The 20,317-nt window shown below is 75.5% G+C and carries 14 protein-coding genes; 8 read left to right on the top strand and 6 right to left on the bottom strand.

The window, feature by feature from the left end; genetic code table 11:
• The coding region (locus tag VM324_12745) for a hypothetical protein (GenBank protein HVM00152.1) at nt 1–547 on the bottom strand (547 nt) is incomplete at its 3' end.
• Between the two features lie 263 nt (nt 548–810).
• Here VM324_12745 and VM324_12740 point away from each other — a divergent pair.
• The gene (locus VM324_12740; GenBank protein ID HVM00151.1) at nt 811–2,799 is read left to right on the top strand and encodes a GMC family oxidoreductase; all 1,989 of its coding nucleotides are present in this window, start codon (nt 811–813) and stop codon (nt 2,797–2,799) included.
• A gap of 141 nt (nt 2,800–2,940) precedes the next feature.
• Here VM324_12740 and VM324_12735 read toward each other — a convergent pair whose 3' ends face one another.
• Nucleotides 2,941–3,642, bottom strand: a complete 702-nt coding sequence (locus VM324_12735; GenBank protein ID HVM00150.1) for a uracil-DNA glycosylase — start codon at nt 3,640–3,642, stop codon at nt 2,941–2,943.
• A gap of 89 nt (nt 3,643–3,731) precedes the next feature.
• On the opposite strand from VM324_12735, the gene VM324_12730 reads away from it, so the two are divergent.
• A complete protein-coding gene (locus tag VM324_12730; protein ID HVM00149.1) occupies nt 3,732–4,460 on the top strand; it encodes an endonuclease/exonuclease/phosphatase family protein in 729 nt (242 codons plus the stop codon).
• 7 nt (nt 4,461–4,467) lie between these two features.
• Here VM324_12730 and VM324_12725 read toward each other — a convergent pair whose 3' ends face one another.
• Nucleotides 4,468–5,694: an MFS transporter gene (locus VM324_12725; protein HVM00148.1), complete on the bottom strand. Its 1,227-nt coding sequence runs from the start codon at nt 5,692–5,694 to the stop codon at nt 4,468–4,470.
• Nucleotides 5,695–5,779: 85 nt separating this feature from the next.
• Between VM324_12725 and recC the strand changes: the two genes are divergently transcribed.
• From recC to VM324_12700, 5 genes are all read left to right on the top strand, one after another.
• Nucleotides 5,780–9,244, top strand: a complete 3,465-nt coding sequence (gene recC, locus VM324_12720) for an exodeoxyribonuclease V subunit gamma (GenBank protein HVM00147.1) — start codon at nt 5,780–5,782, stop codon at nt 9,242–9,244.
• Nucleotides 9,241–12,690, top strand: a complete 3,450-nt coding sequence (locus tag VM324_12715) for a UvrD-helicase domain-containing protein (protein HVM00146.1) — start codon at nt 9,241–9,243, stop codon at nt 12,688–12,690. Before recC ends, VM324_12715 begins: the two co-directional genes overlap by 4 nt.
• Nucleotides 12,687–14,693, top strand: coding sequence for an exodeoxyribonuclease V subunit alpha (gene recD, locus VM324_12710; protein HVM00145.1), 2,007 nt, complete (start codon nt 12,687–12,689; stop codon nt 14,691–14,693). The genes VM324_12715 and recD overlap by 4 nt, the downstream gene beginning before the upstream one ends.
• Nucleotides 14,694–14,983: 290 nt before the next feature.
• Complete coding sequence (locus VM324_12705) at nt 14,984–15,997, top strand: oxygenase MpaB family protein (protein ID HVM00144.1); 1,014 nt, start codon at nt 14,984–14,986, stop codon at nt 15,995–15,997.
• Nucleotides 15,998–16,034: 37 nt separating this feature from the next.
• Nucleotides 16,035–17,408, top strand: a complete 1,374-nt coding sequence (locus VM324_12700) for a 1-acyl-sn-glycerol-3-phosphate acyltransferase (protein HVM00143.1) — start codon at nt 16,035–16,037, stop codon at nt 17,406–17,408.
• A gap of 10 nt (nt 17,409–17,418) precedes the next feature.
• Here the strand turns inward: VM324_12700 and VM324_12695 are convergent, their stop codons facing one another.
• Nucleotides 17,419–17,925: a hypothetical protein gene (locus tag VM324_12695; protein HVM00142.1), complete on the bottom strand. Its 507-nt coding sequence runs from the start codon at nt 17,923–17,925 to the stop codon at nt 17,419–17,421.
• A gap of 434 nt (nt 17,926–18,359) precedes the next feature.
• Here VM324_12695 and VM324_12690 point away from each other — a divergent pair, with 434 nt between their 5' ends.
• Nucleotides 18,360–18,917 carry a hypothetical protein gene (locus tag VM324_12690; GenBank protein HVM00141.1) on the top strand — a complete coding sequence of 186 codons (558 nt, stop codon included), beginning with the start codon at nt 18,360–18,362 and terminating at the stop codon, nt 18,915–18,917.
• A gap of 74 nt (nt 18,918–18,991) precedes the next feature.
• Here the strand turns inward: VM324_12690 and VM324_12685 are convergent, their stop codons facing one another.
• Together VM324_12685 and VM324_12680 are read right to left on the bottom strand one after the other, a co-directional pair.
• A complete protein-coding gene (locus VM324_12685; protein HVM00140.1) occupies nt 18,992–19,462 on the bottom strand; it encodes a hypothetical protein in 471 nt (156 codons plus the stop codon).
• Nucleotides 19,463–19,476: 14 nt separating this feature from the next.
• A complete protein-coding gene (locus tag VM324_12680; protein HVM00139.1) occupies nt 19,477–20,052 on the bottom strand; it encodes a sigma-70 family RNA polymerase sigma factor in 576 nt (191 codons plus the stop codon).
• Nucleotides 20,053–20,317: the final 265 nt, after the last annotated feature.

Here is a 20,317-nt window from a genome sequence, read left to right as displayed (position 1 = left end):
CCCCCGGTGTGCCGCCCGCGGCGTCCTCCATCCACCCCGCCGGCACCGCAGCGACCAGCTCCCCGGCGGCGTCGTGGTAGACCACCGCGCCCGTCGCCGGGTCAAGCTGCGCGCGCACCCCCTCGAGACGCAACGGGAACTCGAAGGTGTCCGGTGCGGCGGGCGAGCGCAACACCAGCTCCTCCTTCAACCCCGTCGCGGTCGACGTCAACCGCAGATCCACGTGCGGGCGGACCTGGCGGTACACCACCGCCGAGCCCCCCGACGCCCGATCCGCCACCCCCGGGCGCTTGTGCTCGGCGTCAAGCGAGAACCCGATCCGGCGACCCTGGCCCAAGTCCAACTCGGCCAGCAGCCCCTGCCCGCTGTCGGCCGCGACCGACAGCCCGAAACTGTTCGCGCCGTTCTCAAGACGGCCCTCCCGCCCAGGCGTCAACGCCACATCGATCGGCTCCCACCCGCCCTCGTCGGTCTCGTAGTGCACCGCCTCGGCGTACGCCCGCGTGGTCAGCGTCCCCGGCGTGTCGGTCGCAAACGTCTTCGACATCTGAGTTCTTTTTCTTTTCTTTCATTCCGGACGTATAGGTGCCCGGCGCCCCGCAAGCCCGGTCGAGGCGGTCGCCGCCGAAGGAGCACGGACCGAGTCGCAGCCCCGCGCAACAGGAGGTCGTCGACCTTCCTGGTGGACATGCCGGTGACGTAGGCGGCCATGACCACCGCGCCCACAACGCCTTGTCGACCGACCGACGCGGGGGACGCGATCAACGTTGCGAACCATATTAGGCTTGCCCCCCGACACCGGAGAGGGCGATGCGGCAAGAGCTCGAGGAGGCAGCGGCGACCTGGGCCGCGGGCGCGAGGGGCCAGCGACGCCTCGGCGCCCTGCGTGCGCTGTGCGACACGTTCGTGCCGGCCGTCGACCCCCCGCGCGTGGCGTCGCCCGACCCATACTGGGCGCGGACCGCGTCGGACGTCGGCACCGAGCGGGCCGTCGCCGGGTACATCGCCACCCGGCTCGGCGAGGAGGACCGCGCCGGCCTCGAGCAGCTCCTCGACGTGCTGGCGGGCATGGGGTTCTCGCGCCTGCCGCTGATCGCCCGCACGGCCGCGGTGAAGGCGCTGCGGCAGACCGCCGCCGACGTCGCCCGAGGCCTCGACGGCCTGCGTGCCCTGACGATGCTGCACTTCTACGCGCTGCCCGACGAGCGCGGCGCGAACCCCAACTGGCCGGTCGTCGGCTATCCCGGGCCACCCGACGTCGAGGCGCCCGCCGCGCGCCGGGTCCGTCCCCTCGCCCCGATGCCGGGACGCCGGTACGTGCCGCTGCAGGCCGACGTCTGCATCGTCGGGTCGGGCGCCGGGGGTGGGGTCGTGGCCGGGGAGCTCGCCCGCGCGGGCAAGGACGTCGTCGTGCTCGAGGCCGGCGGGCACTTCGAGGAGCCCGACTTCCCGCCCTACGAGGTCGTCGCCTACCGCGACCTCTACTGGCGCGGTGGCTGGACGCCCACGGCCGACGGCACGATCGTCATGGCCGCCGGGGCGACCCTCGGCGGCGGAACGACCGTGAACTGGGCCAACTGCGTCCGCCCGCGCCCGCAGCTGCGGGCGGAGTGGGCCCGTCACGGGCTCACCGACCTCGACAGCCCCGCCTTCGACGAGCACCTCGACGCGGTCGCGCAGCGGATCTCGGTCACCGTTGACTGCAGCGAGCGCAACGGGCCGAACGCGCGCCTGGCCGAGGGCGCCGGGGCACGCGGCTGGTCGTGGGGCACCGCGCTGCTCAGTGCCGACCCGGGTCGCTACGACGCCGGCGCCGCCGGCCACATGGGCTTCGGCGACCGGACCGGCTGCAAGCAGACGACGACCCGCACCTACCTCGGGGACGCCGCCGAGGCGGACGCGCGCATCGTCGTCGGCTGCCGTGCCGGGCGCATCCTCGTGGAGAACGGGCGCGCCGCAGGGGTGGAGGCCCGCGTGCGCGACGGGAGGCAGGTGACCGTGCGCGCCCCGGTCGTCGTGGTCGCCGGCGGGGCCCTGGAGACCCCGGCGCTGCTCCTGCGCTCGGGGATCGGCGGCCCGGCGGTCGGCCGGCACCTGCGCCTGCACCCGGTCGCGGCCCTCGCCGGCTACTACCCGGACGAGCAGCGCCCCTGGTGGGGAGCGCCCCAGACGGTCGTCGTCGACGAGTTCGCCGATCTGTTCGACGGCTACGGCTTCCTCGTCGAGTGCCCCCACTACGGCACGGGTCTCTTCGCGGCGAGCACACCCTGGCGGTCGGGGCGGGCCCACAAGGTCCTCGCCGGGCGGGCCACGCACCTGGCCCCGTTCATCGGCATCGTGCGTGACCGCGGCGGCGGCCGGGTCACCGTCGACGACGCGGGGGATGCGGTGGTGCACTACCCGCTCGAGGACGCGGTCGACCGCGAGCATGTGCACGGCGCCCTCGAGGCGATGGCCCGCCTGCACGAGGCCGCGGGTGCGCGGGCGATCCTTGACCTCACCCCGGCGGCGACGCTCTGGCGGCGGGGCAAGCCCCTCGACCGGTACGTGGCCCGGGTGCGGTCCATCCCCTCCGAGGGCGGCCGGCGGACGATGTTCAGCGCCCACCAGATGGGCACGGCCCGCATGGGCACCGATCCCGCCGCGAGCGTGGCCGATCCCGAGGGCCAGCTGCACGACACGCCCGGCGTGTGGATCGGCGACACGAGCGCCTTCCCGACCGCGAGCGGCGCGAACCCGATGCTCACCTGCATGGCGCTCGCGCGGCGCACGTCGCAGGCCCTGCTCGCGGCGGGCTGACCCGCGCGGCGCGGCGCCCGTCGCGCCCCTCCCCCGCTCCCCTGGTGTCCGGGTGCGCCATGGAGGTCTGCGGCAACCGGGCGAAGGCCCGCGCCTACCGCACGCGCCGGCGGGCGCCGGGCGGCTGACGCGGCCCCGACGTCAGGGCAGCCGCCAGTCGACGGGTTCGGCGCCCTGCGCCGCGAGCAAGGCGTTGGCGCGGCTGAACGGACGCGAGCCGAAGAACCCGTAGCGGGCCGACAGGGGACTCGGGTGGGGGCTCTCGACGACCGGGACATCGGCGAGCAGCGGCTTCAGGCCGCGGGCGTCCTTGCCCCAGAGGATCGCCACGAGCGGGCGGTCACGGGCGACGAGCGCGCGGATCGCCTGGTCGGTGACCTCCTCCCATCCCTTGCCGCGATGCGACGCGGGCGCACCCGCACGAACGGTGAGCACCCGGTTGAGCAGCATGACCCCCTGGCGCGTCCACGGGGTGAGGTCGCCGCATCGCGGGGCGGGATGCCCGAGGTCGTCGGCGTACTCGCGGAAGATGTTCGCGAGGCTGCCGGGCAGGGGCCGCACGTCGGGCGCGACGGAGAAGCACAGGCCGATGGGGTGGCCGGGCGTCGGGTACGGGTCCTGGCCCACGACGAGCACGCGCACCGCGTCGAACGGCTGGGCGAACGCCGCGAGGATGCGGTCCCCGGCGGGCAGGAACCGGCGCCCCGCGGCCTGCTCGGCGCGCAGGAAGTCGCCGAGCTCGGCGAGGCGGCCCCGCACCGGCGCGAGCGCCTCGGGCCATCCCGGTCCCACCACGCCGGCGAGGTCGGGCCGCGCCGTGGTGGCCTGCGCGGACGACGTCATCGCGCCTCCTCGAGTTTGCGCGTCGGGGAAGGCCGCCGGCAGCGTAGCGCACGCACGCCTGCCGGACGCGGTGTGCTTGCATGGCGGGCGTGCGGCTTCTGACGCTCAACCTGTGGGGCACGAACGGTCCTGTCGCCGACCGGCTCTCGGCGCTCGCCGCCTACCTCCTGGCCGAGCGCCCCGACGTCGTCGCCCTGCAGGAGGTCGACGACTGGGCGGGCGTGACGCAGGCGCACCGCCTCGCCGACGCGGTCGGCTACCCGGTGGTCCACCACGTGCGCACCGGCCGTGGGATGCGGCGCGGCGAGGGCCTTGCCGTGCTGGCTGCCGGCGCCGCCGAGCCGGTCGCCACCGTCCGGCTGCCCGGCGCGCGAACCGACCACCCCCGCGCGGTGCAGGTTGTCGACGTGCCCGCGCCGGGGGGCACGGTGCGGCTCGCGAACACCCACCTCGCGTGGCGGCTCGACGCCGGCCAGCAGCGCGCGGAGCAGGCCGCCGCGATCCGCGACGCGCTGGCGGCCTGGGCGGGGCCGGCGGTGATCGCCGGCGACCTCAACGACGTCGTCGGCTCGCGCGCGCTCGACACGCTCGTCGAGGCGGGGTTCGTCGACGCCGTGACCGCCGCGGGCGCCGAGGACCGCCCGACGTTCGACCGCGTGAACCCCTACCTGTGGCAGCCCGAGCTGGCCGGCCGACGAGTCGACCACCTGCTCGTGAGGGACCTCGCGGTGCGCGACGCGGCGGTCGTGCTCACCGGCAAGGACGCCCCGGTCGTCTCCGACCACTACGGAGTGCGCGCCACCCTCGCATCCCCGTGACGGCGGGTCAGCGGGCGACGCCGGCCGGCGGGAGCGGCGTCCCCCCGCGCCGGCCGACGAGCGCGAGCGGCAGCAGCAGCGCGAGGCACGCCACCGCGGCCGCGCCGAAGGTCGCGGCGGTTCCGACGACGGCCATGCCGGCGCCCGCCGCGAGCGGGCCCGCGGTCTGGCCCACCCTTGACGCGCTGACGAACAGGGCGACGATGGCCCCCCGGCTGCGCTGGCGCGAGCTCGCCGCGATGTCCTGGAGGTTCGGCACCATGAGCCCCTCCCCGGCGCCGAAGCACAGCACCGCGGCGACGAGCACCGGAAGGGTGGGAGCCGCCCCGATCAGGGCGAGGCCCGCGGCCATGACGACGGCCGCGGCCGCGAGCAGCGCCCGCTTCGCGAAGCGCTGCAGCCGGCCCGTGGCGAGCGCGACCGCGGTGTTCGCGATCGCGGGCGCGCCGAGCAGGAGGCCGCGGGCGGTCGGACCGAGGCCGAAGACGCGCTCGAGGTGCAGCGGCAGCACGGTGAGCATGAGGCCGAAGATGACGGCGAAGGTCACGGCGCCCGCAGCGAGGGCGCGGGCGACCCCCGGCTCGCGCAGGGCGGGAGGCAGGTCACGCAGCTGCTGCCCGACGTCGACGTCGCGCGGCTGCGAGCGCGGTAGGTGCCGCGCGACGAGCGCAGCGGTGACGAGGCCCACGGGATAGACGAGGAACGGCGCCCGCCACCCGGCGAGGTCGGTGAGGCCGCCGCCCAGGAGGGGGCCGAGCGCGAGGCAGGTGGTGAGCACCGCGCTGTTGCGCCCGATCATCGCGGCGCGCCGCGGACCCTCCCAGAGATCGCCGACGAGCACGACCGCGAGGTTGACGAGACCGGCCGCCCCGGCGCCCTGGAGCAGCCGCCAGCCGAGCAGCCACGCAAGCGACGGGGAGGTCGCCGCCATGCCCCCCGCCACGGCGAACAGCACGAGGCAGGGCACGACGACCTCGCGGCGGCCGTAGCGGTCGGCGAGGAGCCCGATCACCGGGGCGAGGAAGATCCCGGGCAGGGTCGTCGCACCGATCACGAGGCCCGCCTGCCCCGGCGCCGCCCCCACCCCAGCGAGGATCTCCGGCAGCGACGGGGTGATGACCGCGTTGCCCGTGATCCCCGTCGCGGTGATCGCGAAGATCAGCCGTGCGCGGGGTCGCTCCTCCACGGGCAGCAGCCGCTGGGCGCCGCGCGGGCGGCCGGGTGGACGGGTCACGGGTTGCGAGCCTTGCCCGCCGGCCGCCCCGGGGCAACTCCGGGCAGTCACACCGCACCGGCATACTCGACGGACCATGGCACCCGTGTCCACCTTGCGCATCCACCGCGCCGAGCGGGCCGACCGGCTCGTCGACGCGCTCGCCGGGGTGCTCGCCGAGGCGCCCCCCGACCCGTTCACCCCGGACCTCGTCGCGGTCCCCACCCGCGGCATCGAGCGCTGGCTCGCACAGGAGCTGTCCCTGCGGCTCGGGGCGGGCGGCGGCCTTGACGGCGTCTGCGCGAACGTCGAGTTCCCCTTTCCGGCCACGGTCGTGGGGCGGGCGCTCGCCGTCGCCGGCGCCGTGGGCGCGGACGCCGACCCCTGGGTGCCCTCCCGGCTCGTGTGGCCGCTGCTCGAGGTGATCGACGCCCACCTCGGCGAGGAGTGGCTCGGACCGCTGCGCACCCACCTCGGCGGACGGCCGAACGACGCCGATCCCACCCGGCGCAACCGGCGGTTCGCCGCCGCGCGCCACATCGCCGACCTCTTCGACCGCTACGCGGTCCACCGCCCGCGGATGCTGTGCGCGTGGGCAGAGGACCGCGACGTCGACGCGGATGGCGCCGCGCTCGACGCCGACGCGGTGTGGCAGGCGCACCTCTGGCGGCTCGTGCGCAGGCGCCTTCCAGCCGCGAGCCCCGCGGAGCGCCTCGCGCAGGCGGCAGCCGCGCTGGCGGCGGGTACGCGCGTGCCCGACCTGCCCGACCGCATCGCCGTGTTCGGCCTCACCGCACTGCCCGCGAGCTATCTGCGGGTCCTCGGCGCGCTCGCGGCGCACGAGGTGCACCTGTTCCTCCTCCACCCCTCGCCGGCGCTGTGGGCAGCGGTGGCCGCCACCCTCGGCGGGGCACCGCGACCGGTCGTGCGCCGCGACGAGGACCCTACGAGCGGGCTCGCCCGCAACCCGCTGCTCGCCTCGTGGGGACGCGACGCGCGGGAGATGCAGCTGGTCGTGTCGAGCGGGCCCGCGCCGGTCGACGACCACCTGCCCGCAGGGCGGACGCCCCCCGGAACGCTGCTCGCCCGCCTGCAGGCCGACGTCCGCGCGGACCGCCCGCCGCCGGGTCGTCCCGTCGCCGGCGCCGACGACGCGCGGGCGCTGCTCGAGCCCGGCGACCGGTCGGTGCAGGTCCACGCCTGCCACGGACGGACACGGCAGGTCGAGGTGCTGCGCGACGCGATCCTGCACCTGCTCGCCGACGACAGCGAACTCGAGCCCCGCGACATCGTGGTCATGTGCCCCGACATCGAGGCGTACGCCCCGATCGTGCAGGCGGTCTTCGGCGTGCCGCCCGCCGCGGGTGATCGGGCAGGCACGCCGCGCCTGCCCGACGTGCGGGTGAAGCTCGCCGACCGCGCGATCCGCCAGACCAACCCGCTGCTGCGGGTGGTCGCCGACGTCCTCGACCGCGCCGACGGCCGGCTGACCGCCTCGGAGGTCCTCGACCTCGCCAGCCGGGAACCCGTGCGCCGGCGGTTCGGCTTCGACGACGCGGCCCTGACCCGCCTCGAGACGTGGGTCGCCGCGGCGCAGGTCCGCTGGGGGCTGCACGCCGGGCACCGGGCGGCGTTCGACCTCGGCGGCGTCGAGGCCAACACGTGGCGCGCCGGACTCAACCGGATCCTGCTCGGCGTCACGACCGCCGACGACGGGGGGCGGCTCGTCGAGGGCACCGCCCCGCTCGACGACGTGGAGGGTACCGAGGTCGACCTCGCGGGGCGGCTGGCCGAGCTCGTCGACCGGCTCGACGAGGCGGTCACCGCGCTGCAGGGCCCCCAGACGGTCGACCAGTGGGCGGCGGCCCTCGCCCTCACCGCCAACCTGCTCGCCGCCACGGCGGAAGCCGACCGCTGGCAGCGTCTCCAGCTCGACCGGCTGCTCGACGACCTGCGTGGGCAGTCCGCCGGCAGCGAGGTCGCCCTCGCCCTGCCGGAGGCCCGGGTCCTGCTCGGCGACCGGCTGCAGGGCCGCCCGAGCCGTGCCAACCACCGCACCGGTGACCTCACCGTGTGCACCCTCGTGCCGATGCGCTCGGTGCCCCACCGGGTGGTGTGCCTGCTCGGCATGGACGACGGCGCGTTCCCCCGCCGCACGGTGCCCGACGGGGACGACCTGCTCGACCGCACGCCGCGTGTCGGCGACCGCGACCTGCGCACCGAGGACCGCCAGCTGCTGCTCGACGCGCTGCTCGCCGCCGGCGACGCGCTCGTCGTCACCTACACCGGTCGCGACGAGCGGACCAACGACCAGCGCCCGCCGGCCGTGCCGGTCGGTGAGCTGCTCGACACGATCGACGCGACCGTCCGCACCGGCGACGGCAAGGCGGCAAGCGAGCGCGTCGGCGTCGACCACCCGCTGCAGCCGTTCGACGCGCGCAACTTCACTCCCGGAGCGCTGGGGCGCGCCGGCCCTTGGGGCTTCGACCACGTCTCTCTGGCCGGGGCGCGCGCCCGGGCCGTCGGCGCCACTCCGGAAAGAGGCTTCCTCGAGGGCCCGCTGGAGGGCTGGGAGCCTGCCCGCACGCTCGAGCTCGACGAGCTCGTGACGTTCCTCGGCAACCCCGTCAAGGCGTTCCTTCGCCGGCGCCTCGACATCAGCCTGCCCCGCGCCGGCGACGAGCCGTCGGACGCGATCCCCGTCGAGCTGTCCCCACTCGAGCGCCACGGCGTCGGCGAGCGCCTGCTGACCGCACGCCTGGCCGGCGTCGACGAGGCCGCCTGGACCGCCGCCGAGCTGGCCCGCGGTGTCCTGCCGCCCGGCGCGCTGGCCGACCGCGCGCTCGCCCCGATCCGGGCCGACGTCGATGCGATCATCGAGGCCGCACGGGCTGCAGTCGCCGAGCGGGCCGGTGACCGGGGCGCCGCCGTGGGCGTGCTGCCCGTGCACGTGGCGCTGCCCGGCGGGCGCACCCTCGTCGGGACGGTGGCCGGGGTCCACGGCCAGGTGATCCTCGCCGTGCAGTACGCCCGCCTCGGACCCAAGCACCGCCTCGCGGCGTGGGCGCGGCTGCTGGCCGCCACCGCTGCCGCCCCCGACCGGGCGTTCTGCGCCGTCACCGTCGGGCGGGCCGCCTCGGGCCGCGGCAAGCAGCTCGTGGCCGTCTCCCGGCTCGGCCCCCTCGGCGAGGACGCGACCGAGCGCCGCGACCTCGCACTGGCCGAGCTCGCGCGCCTCGCCGACATCTACGACCGTGGCATGCGCGAACCGCTGCCCGTCTACTGCGCCACGTCGGCCGCCTACGCCGAGATCGCCGGCAAGGGCGAGGACCCCCGCGCCGCCGCCAGCCGCTGGTACACCTCGCAGCCGACGTTCGCCAGGGAGGACAGGGAGCCCGCCCACCGGCTCGTGCTGGGCGGCGTGCGGCCCTTCGACGAGCTGCTCGCCGAGGGCCCCCGCCCCGACGAGTGCGGCGACGGCTGGTTCGACGAGGAGCCGTCGCGGCTCGGCCGCCACGCCCGCCGGTTGTGGTCGGGGCTTCTGGCCGTGGAGGAGCTGGGACCGCCATGACGCCGTTCAAGCTCGAAGGGCCGCTGCCGGCCGGGGTGACGATCCTCGAGGCCAGCGCCGGCACCGGCAAGACGTACACGATCGAGGCCCTGGTGGTCCGCTACGTCGCCGGCGGCGTGCCGCTGCCCCGACTGCTCGTGGTCACCTTCACCCGCGCCGCGACGGCCGAGCTGCGCGACCGCGTGCGCACGCGGCTCGTGCGGTCGGCCGACCTGCTCGACCGCGTGCTGGCCGGTGGCCCGCCGCCGGCCGGCGACCCGCTCGCCGCGGTGCTGGCCGCCGGCTCGCCGGAGGACCGGCGGGCGCGCGCGGACCGGCTGCGCCTGGCACTGGCTGACTTCGACGCGGCCACCATCTCAACGATCCACGGCTTCTGCCAGCACGTGCTCGGCAGCCTCGGGCTGTCCGGAGACGCCGACCGCGCCGCCACGCTGATCGAGGACGAGCGCGACCTCGTCGAGTCGGTCGTCGACGACCTTCTCGTGCAGAGGTTCCACCGCCGCCGCGACGACGACCTCGAGCTCCCCCGCCGCGACGCCCTGGCCATCGCGCACGCGGTCGTCGGCAACCCCGACGCCGACCTCGCCCCCGACCCGGCCGACGACCCCACCGCGGCGATGCGGGTGCGCTTCGCCCACAAGGTCCGCGCCGAGGTCGACCGGCGCAAGCGCACCGTCGGCGTGCTGTCGTTCAACGACGTGCTGACGCGGCTGGCCGACACCCTCGACGGCGGGGACGCCGAGGCCCGCACGACCGCGCGGCGGCTGCGCCACCAGTACCACGTGGCGCTGGTCGACGAGTTCCAGGACACCGACCCGATCCAGTGGCGCATCGTGGACGCCGCGTTCGGCGGCGGCGACCGCCCGCTCGTGCTGATCGGCGACCCGAAGCAGGCCATCTACTCGTTCCGCGGCGCCGACGTCTACGCCTACCTGCGCGCCAAGCGAGCCGCCGGCGCGACCGCGGGACTGACGCGCAACTGGCGCTCCGACGCGCCGCTGCTCGACGCCTACAACGTGCTTTTCGCGGGTGCGCGGCTCGGCCACGACGGCATCGCCTACGAGGCGGTCAGCGCCGCCGACGCCCACGCCGAACCGCGCCTGCGCGGGGCGCCCGGTGACGCCGCCCTGTGCCTGCGGGTGGTGCGCCGCGACGTCGAGGACCCCCCGCCACGATACCTGCGAGCCGACGGCGCCCGCGAGCACGTGGCCCGCGACCTCGCCGGGCAGATCGTCACGTTGCTCTCCTCGGGCGCCACGATCCTGGAACAGGTCCCCGGCGGGGGGCAGAGGAAGCGGCCGGTCGCGCCGCCGGACCTGGCCGTGCTGGTCAAGCGCAACGCGGACGCCACGCTCGTGCAGCGCCACCTGCGCGACGCCGGCGTGCCGGCGGTCATCAACGGCGTCGGCAGCGTGTTCGCCACGCAGGCCGCCGAGGACTGGCTGGCGCTCCTGCGCGCGCTCGAGCGTCCGTCGTCACCGTGGCGGGCGCGCCCGGCGGTGCTCACCACGTTCCTGGGATGGGACGCCGAACGGGTCGCCACCGCCAACGACGCCGAGTGGGACGGCGTCCACCAGCGGCTGCACCAGTGGGCCGGCGTGCTGCGCGAGCGCAGCGTCGCGTCCCTGTGGCAGGCCCTGGCCGCGACCGAGCGGCTGCCTGCCCGGTTGCTCGGCCGCGCCGGCGGCGAGCGGACCCTGACCGACCTCGCCCACGTCGCCGAGCTGCTGCACGCAGCCGAGCGCGCCGAGGCCATGGGTGTCACCGCGCTGACCTCCTGGCTGCGCGAGCAGGTGGCCGAGGCCGAAGAGGACACCCAGGCCGAGGAGCGCGCCCGGCGGTTGGAGTCCGACGCCGACGCGGTGCAGGTCATGACCGTGCACCGCAGCAAGGGCCTGGAGTTCGGCATCGTCTACTGCCCGTTCCTGTGGACCAGCCCCTGGTTTGACCGCAGCGTGCCGGTGTTCCACACCCCCGGCTCCGAGCGCCGCACGATCGACGTGGGCGGCCACGGGCACCCGGCGTTCGCCGAGCACTGCGCCGACGCCGAAGCCGAGCAGCGCGGCGAGGACCTGCGGCTGCTCTACGTCGCGCTGACCCGCGCCCGCCACCGTGCCGTCGTGTGGTGGGCACCGGCCAACTACGCGGACCGGTCGCCGCTGGCGCGGGTGCTGTTCTGCCGACGCGACGACGGCGAGCGTGTGAACACGCGCGGCACCCCCTCGCTGCCCGACGACGACCGCACCCTCGAGCGGCTCGGCACGCTGGCCGACGCGTCGGGCGGCACGATCGGCGTCGAGACGGTCCCGGCGCGCCCACCCGCCGTCACGTGGGACCGGCAGCGCCTGCCCGCTGGAACGCTCGACGCGGCGTCGCTGGAGCGCGCCCTCGACCACGGCTGGCGCCGCCACAGCTACAGCGCGATCACCCGCGACCGCCCGCACGAGGCGGTCGGCAGCGAGCCCGGGGAGCCGGTCAAGGACGACGAGGACCACCACGTGGCGGCAGCGGTGGGGGCAGTCGTCGGCAGCGCGCCGGCCCCGGGCGAAGCCGCCGCCACGCCGTCTGACGGCGCGGGTGTCGAGGCGGCGCTGCGCGCGGTGGGCTGCCCGCTGGCGGGAGCCGGCGGCGGCGTGCGGTTCGGCACTTTCGTGCACGCCGTGCTGGAGGAGGCCGACTTCGCCGCGGACGACCTCGACGCCGAGCTGCTCGGCCACATCGACCGTCTCCTCGAGCACCGCCTCCTCGACGTGGGCGACGCGAGCGATCTGGCCGCCGGGTTGCGCCGGGGGCTCGAGACGCCGCTCGGCCCGCTGCTCGACGGCGTCGCGCTGCGGCAGGTGACGCGGCCCGACCGCCTCGACGAGCTGTCGTTCGAGCTGCCGCTGGTCGGCGGTCGCGACCCTGCCGGCCACGTCGACGTCGCCAGCATCGCAGGGCTGCTGCGCCGCCGCCTCGACCCTGCCGACCCGCTGGCCGGCTACCCCGAGCGGCTGGCTGCGCTGGCCGGCGCGCCGTCCGGCGCGCTGCGCGGGTACCTGACCGGCAGCATCGACCTCGTCGTGCGGCTGCCGGGGCCGCGTTTCGCGGTCGTGGACTACAAGACGAACCGGCTCGGCGTGCCCGGCGAGGAGCTGAGCGCGTGGCACTACCGGCCGGCGGCGCTGGCCGAGGCGATGATGCGCGCCCACTACCCGTTGCAGGCGCTGCTGTACGCCGCCGCCCTGCACCGCTACCTGCGCTGGCGGCTGCCCGGCTACGAGCCGGACACGCATCTGGCCGGCGTGGCTTACCTGTTCCTGCGCGGGATGACCGGCTGCGACGTGCCGACGGTCGACGGCCACCCGTGCGGGGTGTTCGCCTGGCGGCCGCCGGCCGGGCTCGTCGCCGACCTGAGCGACCTGCTCGACGCCGGCGCGCCCGCCGGCAGGCAGGGGGTCGCGTGACCGCGTGGGAGGACACGGCGGCGCTGCCCGAGCCCGAGGCGCCGCCCCGCGACCCCTTCGACGCCGCCCTCGTGCGGCGAGCCGGTGGCCTGCTGCACGCGTTCAACGAGGCCGGCGTCCTCCGTCCGGCCGACGTGCACGTGGCCGCCACGCTCGGGCGGCTGTGCCGCGAGGAGGACGAGACGGTGCTGCTCGCCGCAGCGCTCGCCGTGCGTGCCCCCCGCCTCGGTCACACCTGCGTCGACCTCGACCGGGTGCGCGAGACCGTCGTCGTCGACGCTGACATTCCCACCGACCTCGACGCGCTGCCCTGGCCCGGCAGCGGCTGGGTGGCCGCCGTGCGCTCCAGCCCGCTCACCGCGCCCGGCGACACGGACCGCGGTCCGCTGCGGCTGGCGGGCGCCCGGCTGTACCTCGACCGCTACTGGCGCTACGAGCAGCGGGTCCTCGACGACCTGCGCCGGCGGGTGGCGGCCCCGGACGCGCCGGTCGACGCGGACCGGCTCGGTGCCGGCCTCGACCGGCTGTTCCCGCACGGCGCCGAGCAGCCCGACCTCCAGCGCCGCGCGGCCGCCACCGCCCTCGCGCGCCACTTCACCGTCATCGCCGGCGGCCCGGGCACGGGCAAGACCACGACGGTGGTGAAGGTGCTCGCCCTGCTCGCCGACGAGCGCGCCGGCGGTGAGCTCCCCCGCGTGGCCCTGGCCGCGCCGACCGGCAAGGCCGCCGATCGGGTGGCCCAGGCCGTCCACCGCGGTGTGGGGGCGCTCGACGTCGACGACGGCGTGCGGCGGTGGCTCCTCGGCCTGGAGGCGTCGACGGTGCACCGACTGCTCGGCCGGCGCCCCGGAAGCGACACCCGCTTCCGCCACGACCGGGACAACCCGCTGCCGCACGACGTCGTCGTCGTCGACGAGGCGTCGATGGTGTCGCTCGCCCTTATGGCGAAGCTGCTCGGCGCGGTGGGGCCCGACACGCGCCTCGTGTTCATCGGCGACCCCGACCAGCTCGCCTCCGTGGAGGCCGGGGCGGTCCTCGGCGACATCGTCGGGCCCCTTCGCGCGGGCGCGAGCACGCCGGTCGCAGCGGTGACCGCCCCCGCGGTGACCGCGCCGCCCCATCGTGGGGGCGACGCCGCGGGGCGGTCCGACAACGACGAGGCCGAGGCGACCCGGCGGGGACTGGCGGACGCGATCGTCGTGCTGCGCCGGAGGCACCGCTTCGCCGAGGACTCGGGCATCGCGGCGCTCGCGCAGGCCATCGGCAGCGGCGACGGCGAGGCCGCCATCACGCTCCTCGCGAGCGGGCGCGACGACCTGCGCTGGATTTCCGCGCTCGGTGACGAGACGGCGCGCGAGGGCCCCGCCATGGGCCCGGTGCGGGACGCAGTGGCTGCCGCCGCCGCGCCGGTGTTCGCCGCGGCGCGTGCCGGCGACGGTGCCGGCGCGCTCGAGGCGCTCGGGTCCCTGCGGGTGCTGTGCGCCCACCGCCGCGGCTCCGTCGGGGTGACGGCCTGGGTGCCGGCGGTGGAGCGGTGGCTCGCGGCCCGCGACTTCGACGTGGGCGGTGCGTGGTACCTCGGACGCCCGGTCCTCGTCACCCGCAACGACTACCAGATGAACCTCCGCAACGGCGACGTGGGGGTCGTCGTCGCGGGGCCCGGCGGGGAGCCTACCGTGGCGTTCCCGGCTGCGGACGGGGTTCGCGCGGTGAGCCCCGTGCGCCTGGAGGACCACGAGACCGTGCACGCGATGACCGTGCACAAGAGCCAGGGCTCGCAGTTCGGCCACGTCCTCGTCGTGCTGCCCGAACCGGGCTCGCCGATCCTCACCCGCGAGCTGCTCTACACGGCGGTGACCCGCGCCGAGTCGACGGTCACCGTGGTCGGCGCCGCTGAGGCCGTGCGCGCCGCCGTCGAGCGCCCGATCCAGCGCGCGTCGGGCCTGCGCGCGGCCCTGTGGGGAACCTCCCGCCCACGCAGGGCTCCCGCAGCGCAGCGGTAGCGCCGCACAAGCTCCGGCTCCCGGTGCGGACGCCGGCCGCCCCCCACCGGTACACGCATCCCCCCGAGCCAACTTCCCGGCCCTACGCGGCGGTCTTCGCGCGCCTCCTCCGCGCCGCGCCTGCGGGCATGCTGGCGTGATGACGAGCGTCGGCATCGACGGCGCCGCGGGCACCGCGCTCTCCCAGCGCCTCACCGGTCAAGGCTCGGTGACCTAGCCCGGCGCGCCGGGCAGCACCCAGGCGGCCCCCGGCGGCACCGGGCGGCCCCCCGACGCGGCAGCATGGGAGCATGACGATCTCACCACTGCGCAGGGTCGCCGCCGCGGCCCCCGAAGGCCTCCCCGGCGTCCGCGACCTCGTGCGGGCCGGGATGGGCCGCGTGTTCGGACCACCGCCGTTCGACCCCCACGCCGACCCCGGCGACCCGGGGCTGTTCGGGGCGGACTCCGCGTCGGCGCGCGTCATCGGCGAGCCCGCAGCGATCGTCGGCGGCATCCGGGCGTTGCTCGTCCAGCTGCTCCACCCGCTCGCCATGGCGGGCGTGGCGGAGCACTCCCGCTTCCGCGCCGACCCGCTCGGCCGCCTGCACAGCACTAGCGCCTACGTGACCGCCACGGCGTTCGGCTCGTCGCGCCAGGCGCTCGACGTCGCCCGGAGGGTCCGTCGGGCACACCGCCTCGTCCGAGGCACGGCACCCGACGGGCGCCCCTACCAGGCCGACGACCAGCACCTGCTCTCCTGGGTCTCGCTCGCGCTCACGTCGAGCTTTCTCGCCACCGACCGCGCGTACGCCCCCGAGCCCCTCGACGCGGCGTCCGCCGACGCGTTCGTCGCCGAGCAGTCCCTTGCCGCGTCGCTGCTGGACCCCCGGGTCGACATCGACATGATCGCCGGTGAGCCCGCCGCGGTGGGCGCGCTGCGCAGCGGGACCACACGCCTGCCGATGCTCGTCGAGGGCCGACTGGCGCTCACCGTCGCCGACCTCACGGCCCGCATGGAGGCGTTCCGCTCCGAGCTCGGCCTCACGGCACAAGGTCGCGAGGCCCTGCGCTTCCTCGCCTGGCCACCGCTGTCACCGGCCGTCCGCACCGCCTACCTCACAATGCTCACCGGCGCGGTGGTGAGCCTGCAGCCCTGGCAGCGCCGGCTCCTCGGTCTGCCCGCCACCCGCCTGGGCGCCTGGCCGCTGCGGGCCCAGACGCGCGCCCTGCTCGCGGGCTTCCGTGTCGCCACCGGCGTCTCACCCTCGGTGGCTGCCGCGCGCCGGCGGGCCGGCGCCGACCCCGACGCGAGCGCCGCCTAGAGCCCCGACACCTGCGGCTTTTCCGTAGGCTGGAGCCATGGTCCGGGGGACGCTCGACCGGCTGCTCGTCGGCCTCGCGCTCCTCGTGCTGCGGGGCTTCTACCGCTGCGTCGAGGTGGAGGGGCGCGAGCGGCTACCACGCGGGCGGCCCACGCTCATCGTCGCCAACCACTTCAACGGGCTCGCCGACGCCGCCATCCTCGTGCACGTCTTCGGCCGCGTCCCCCGCTTCCTCGCCAAGGCGACCCTGTGGGAGCGGCGCTGGGCCCGTCCCTTCCTCGCCCTCGCCGGCCTCCTGCCGGTGCAGCGCCGCCAGGACGCACCCGGCACCGTGGACAACCGCCAGGCGTTCGCGCGCAGCTACGAGGTTCTGTCGAGGCGCCGGGGCCTCGTGGCCATCTTCCCGGAAGGGGTCACGCACGACGCCCCCGCCCTGGCACCGATCCGCACCGGCGCAGCCCGGTTGGCGCTCGGCGCCCGAGCATGGGGCGCCGAGGGGCTCGCCATCGTCCCCGTGGGCATGGCGTTCGACGACAAGCTCGCGCTGCGCAGCCGCGCGCTCGCACGGGTGGGTTGGCCCCTCGACCTCGACGAGGAGATCGATGCCCTCGTGCGTCCCGGGGAACCGGCGGACGAGACGAACCGCGCCGCGGTGCAGCACCTCACGCAGGAGATCGAGCGCCGGCTGCGCGCCGTGTCGCCCGACTATCGCGACATCCGCGAGGCGCGGGTGCTCTCCCGGGCGGCCGAGATCGCCGAGCGCTCCGAGCACCGTCGCGGCGGCGTACCCATGGTCGAGCAGGAAGCGCTCGCTCAGCGGCTCGCCTACGCGCCGCGTGAGGTGATCGACGAGCTCACCGACGCCCTCGCCCGCTACCACCTCGACCTCGAGCTGCTCGGGTTGCGCGACCACCAGCTCGTCCCCGGCTACACCGCCGGCCAGCTGCTCGTCGGCTTCCTGAAGACCGCCGCGCTCGTCGCGCTCATGGCGCCGTTCGCGGTCGTCGGCGCGGCCGTGCACCTCCTGCCCTACTGGTTGGTCGTCGCCACCAGCCGGGCCGTGCGCAAGCCGGTCATGAAAGCCACCACGCGCTTCCTCGTCGCCGTCGCGGTCTTCCCGCTCACCTGGCTGACGGTGCTGTGGCTGTCGGGCCAGCGTGGGCTCGCCGCGAGCGTCCTCCTGCTCGTCGGCCTCCCCGCCACGGGGATCATCGCCGTGGCCTGCTTCGAACGGCTGGTGCGGGCGCGGCGCGCGTGGCGCGGCTGGCAGGCCCTGCGGGACCGGCGCGCGCTGCTCGACGACATCCTCGCCAACCGCGAGCGGCTCGTGACCGCGGTCCGGACCGCCGCCGAAGCGGCGCCCGCACGTCCGGCCGCCACGGCCCCCGACCGTCGCGGCGGCGCATCATGAACGGCGAGGTCTAGCCGCCGACGATGACCTCGCTCATCGCGACGACGGTGCCACCGGCCAACCTGAACACGAAGTAGGCCTCGCCCTGCCCGTGCGGCGCCACCTCGCCGGCGACGAGCGCTTCGAGCGTCGTCGGGACCTCCTGGCAGCCGTTGGCGCAGTTGAAGATCACGATGCCGGCGTCGGGGGCGATCGGCAGCGTGACGGTCTGGAACGTGTCCTCGACGGGTCCCTCCGGCGCCCCCGCGGGGAGGATGCGCACGAGCCGGAACGTCACCGTGAGTGGGTCGACGGCGATGAAGCGCCCCTGATGCTCGCCGTCGGGAAGCTGGTCGAGGTGCGCCCGCGCACGCTCCTCGGGCGGGCGGTCGTCTTGCACGAAGGGAACCCGCTCGGGCTCGTCGTTCCCCGGGCCCCCCGCCCGTGTGACGAGAACCGCGACGCCCGTGAGGAGGACCACGACCAGCAGCACGGAGACGACGATGCGGAAGGTGCGGCTTTCCGTCACGGTGGTCATGCGAGCTCCTCCAGATCCTTTGCGCCCTCAGCGGCCCGGACGCGGAGCCGCTTCGCCGGGAGTGAGCGGTGCCCGCCACCGCACCTTCGTGCGGCCATCCTCCCGGCCAGATAGGCCCACCGTACCGCCCAGGGGCGGCGCACGTCAGCGGCGGCGCAGGCGTGCAGGTGCCTGGGCGGCTGCCCTCAGGCAGTCACGGATGCGCGCCGGCCCGGCCGGGGGGCGCTCATCACCACCCCCACATGCACGCGCACGTGTGAGCAAGGCGCGCCCCGCGTCCAAATCGAGTCATCCGTATGTCCTAAACCAAACCTTGTACCGGCTTCAACGTCAAGCGGGCCGCAAGGTTGCCTCACAGCCGGCCGAATGCACCCCATTTCCCTGGCCGCGTGTGTTATTGTCAAGACAGTGACCGGGACAGTGAGGAGCAGGGGTTGAGCGCAAAGGCTCAGGAACAGGCCGTCAGCAACTATCTCGCGTACCTGCGCGACCCTGAATCCGTCGTCGACCACGTTCGGGTACAGGAACTCGCCGACGCGCTCGAGCAGGCCACGGAGCCTATTGAGCGTCTGCGGTTGCGCCAGCAGCTCGAGGAGGCTCAGAGCGCGGACGAAGCGCCGGTACGCGAAGCTTTCGTTGTCCATGCGCAGGCGTGGGCGAGCGAGCATGGCGTGACCGCGAGTGCCTTTCAGGCTGAGGGCGTTCCCTCGGATGTGCTGCAGGAGGCGGGGCTGTTGCCGCGGTCCGCGCGGCGGCGGTCGACGCGTCGCGTCACGAACCGCGTCGGTGCGGACGACGTGCGCAAGGCCATCCCCAGACGCAAGGGGACCACGTTCACCATTCCTTCCCTTGCGGAGAAGACGGGTGCGTCCGTTGCAACCGCCCGGAAGGTCGTAAAGGACGAACTGCTCGCCGGAAACATCGTCGAGCGAGGATCCGAAGCTGACCATAAAGGCAGAGGGCGACCGCCGACCCTCTACGCGCGCGCCTGAGCAGCGCTACACTTCCATCGATCAGCGCCGACACCCGGCGCCCCGCCGCAAGCCGCAGTGACCGGCTGCGCCCTTCACATCAACAACCAGTCAGTTTTCACGACGCGGGCGTCGTCACCTTCACCGAGATGGCAGCGAAGACTGACCGGACCGGCGGGCAGCGCGTCCGCGCGGAACCGCCCGATCTCGTCGGCCTGCGCCGTCGCGACACCACTGCCGTGACAGATCTCGATGCGCGCGGGCTGCATCGGGACGACCTGTCCCACCAGCCGGCGCAGGGTGCCCTGGACGGCAACCTCGACCTCGACGGTCACGTCGTCGACGGTGAAGGTGAGCAGCCGCAGCTCGGTCGGGGAGCTGCGCAGCGCGAGCGCGAGCCGCTCGTCGGCGACGGAGTCGTAGACCAGCTCGGCGAGCTCGGCGTCGAGGGTCCGCCAGGAGAACGCGGCGCGGGCGGCCTCGACGAGGACGCCCGGCGGCGGGTCCACCCGGCTCGCCAGGGCGCGCAGCTCCTCGCTCAACCGGTCCTGGTCGGCGGCGCTCATCGGCCTCTCCTCGCTCATGCGGAGTCACCGGATTCGACGCTGATCCCGGCGGCTTCCACGATGCGCCGCAGCTGCTCCAGGCACCGGGCGCGCGTGGGTCCGATGCTGCCGATGGGCATCCCGAGTGCCGCGCTCGTCTCCTCGTAGCTCGGCGCCGGGTCGGCCATCAGCACCCGCAACAGTCGGCGGCAGCGGTCGGGCAGCTCGTCCACCGACTGCCACAGCACCCCGTCGCGCTCCGACTCGAGCAGCGCGGCGTCCACCGGCCTACCCGCAGGCTCCCGAGGCTCGAGGCGGAACTCGTCGTCGGTGGGGATCTGGCGGCCGGCACGCCGCAGGCTCTGCAGGCACTCGTGGCGTGCGGTCGTGGCCAGCCACGCGCCGAGTCGCTCCGGCTCGCGGATGGTGGACAGCCGCTCGACGAGGCGCAGCCAGGTCGTCTGGACGACGTCGGCGGCGTCGACGGCACCGAGGCCGTGACTGCGGGCGACCGACCAGACGAGGCTGTTGTAGCGCGCGACGAGCGCGTCCCAGGCCTCCTGAGCCCCGTCGGCCGCCGCCTTCACAAGGCCGCTCACCGACTCGACCATCTCACCGCCTCGCTCACGCCCTACCCGGGCGTCGAGCGTAGCAAGTGCCACCGGACGGCCCGCCGTGCAGGGCGGCCGCGTCATGAGGCCCATCGGCGACGTCACGGCCACTCCCTCCTCGTCAGGCTCCATGGGGTCGTCGAGTGAAAGAGGCGTGAGGCGTGCCGTGTGATACGTCCCGCGGCGAGGCGGTGTACCGGCGCGCGACAAGGGGCGGTGCCCCCCGAGCACCAGCCCCTCGTCGGCTCCCGCCGCCTGCGAGTCC

It is taken from the genome of Egibacteraceae bacterium, assembly GCA_035540635.1.
Classification (GTDB): Bacteria; Actinomycetota; Nitriliruptoria; order Euzebyales; family Egibacteraceae; genus DATLGH01.
The sequence above is the reverse complement of the archived record's forward strand: the minus strand, read 5'-3'. Positions and strand labels throughout refer to the sequence as shown.

Bases quoted from the DNA above. Each gene is read 5' to 3' on its own strand.
- VM324_12740 (HVM00151.1), top strand. From the start codon at position 811: ATGCGGCAAGAGCTCGAGGAGGCAGCGGCGACCTGGGCCGCGGGCGCG.
- VM324_12735 (HVM00150.1), bottom strand. From the start codon at position 3,642: ATGACGTCGTCCGCGCAGGCCACCACGGCGCGGCCCGACCTCGCCGGC.
- VM324_12715 (HVM00146.1), top strand. From the start codon at position 9,241: ATGACGCCGTTCAAGCTCGAAGGGCCGCTGCCGGCCGGGGTGACGATC.
- VM324_12705 (HVM00144.1), top strand. From the start codon at position 14,984: ATGACGATCTCACCACTGCGCAGGGTCGCCGCCGCGGCCCCCGAAGGC.
- VM324_12700 (HVM00143.1), top strand. From the start codon at position 16,035: ATGGTCCGGGGGACGCTCGACCGGCTGCTCGTCGGCCTCGCGCTCCTC.
- VM324_12695 (HVM00142.1), bottom strand. From the start codon at position 17,925: ATGACCACCGTGACGGAAAGCCGCACCTTCCGCATCGTCGTCTCCGTG.
- VM324_12685 (HVM00140.1), bottom strand. From the start codon at position 19,462: ATGAGCGCCGCCGACCAGGACCGGTTGAGCGAGGAGCTGCGCGCCCTG.
- VM324_12680 (HVM00139.1), bottom strand. From the start codon at position 20,052: ATGGTCGAGTCGGTGAGCGGCCTTGTGAAGGCGGCGGCCGACGGGGCT.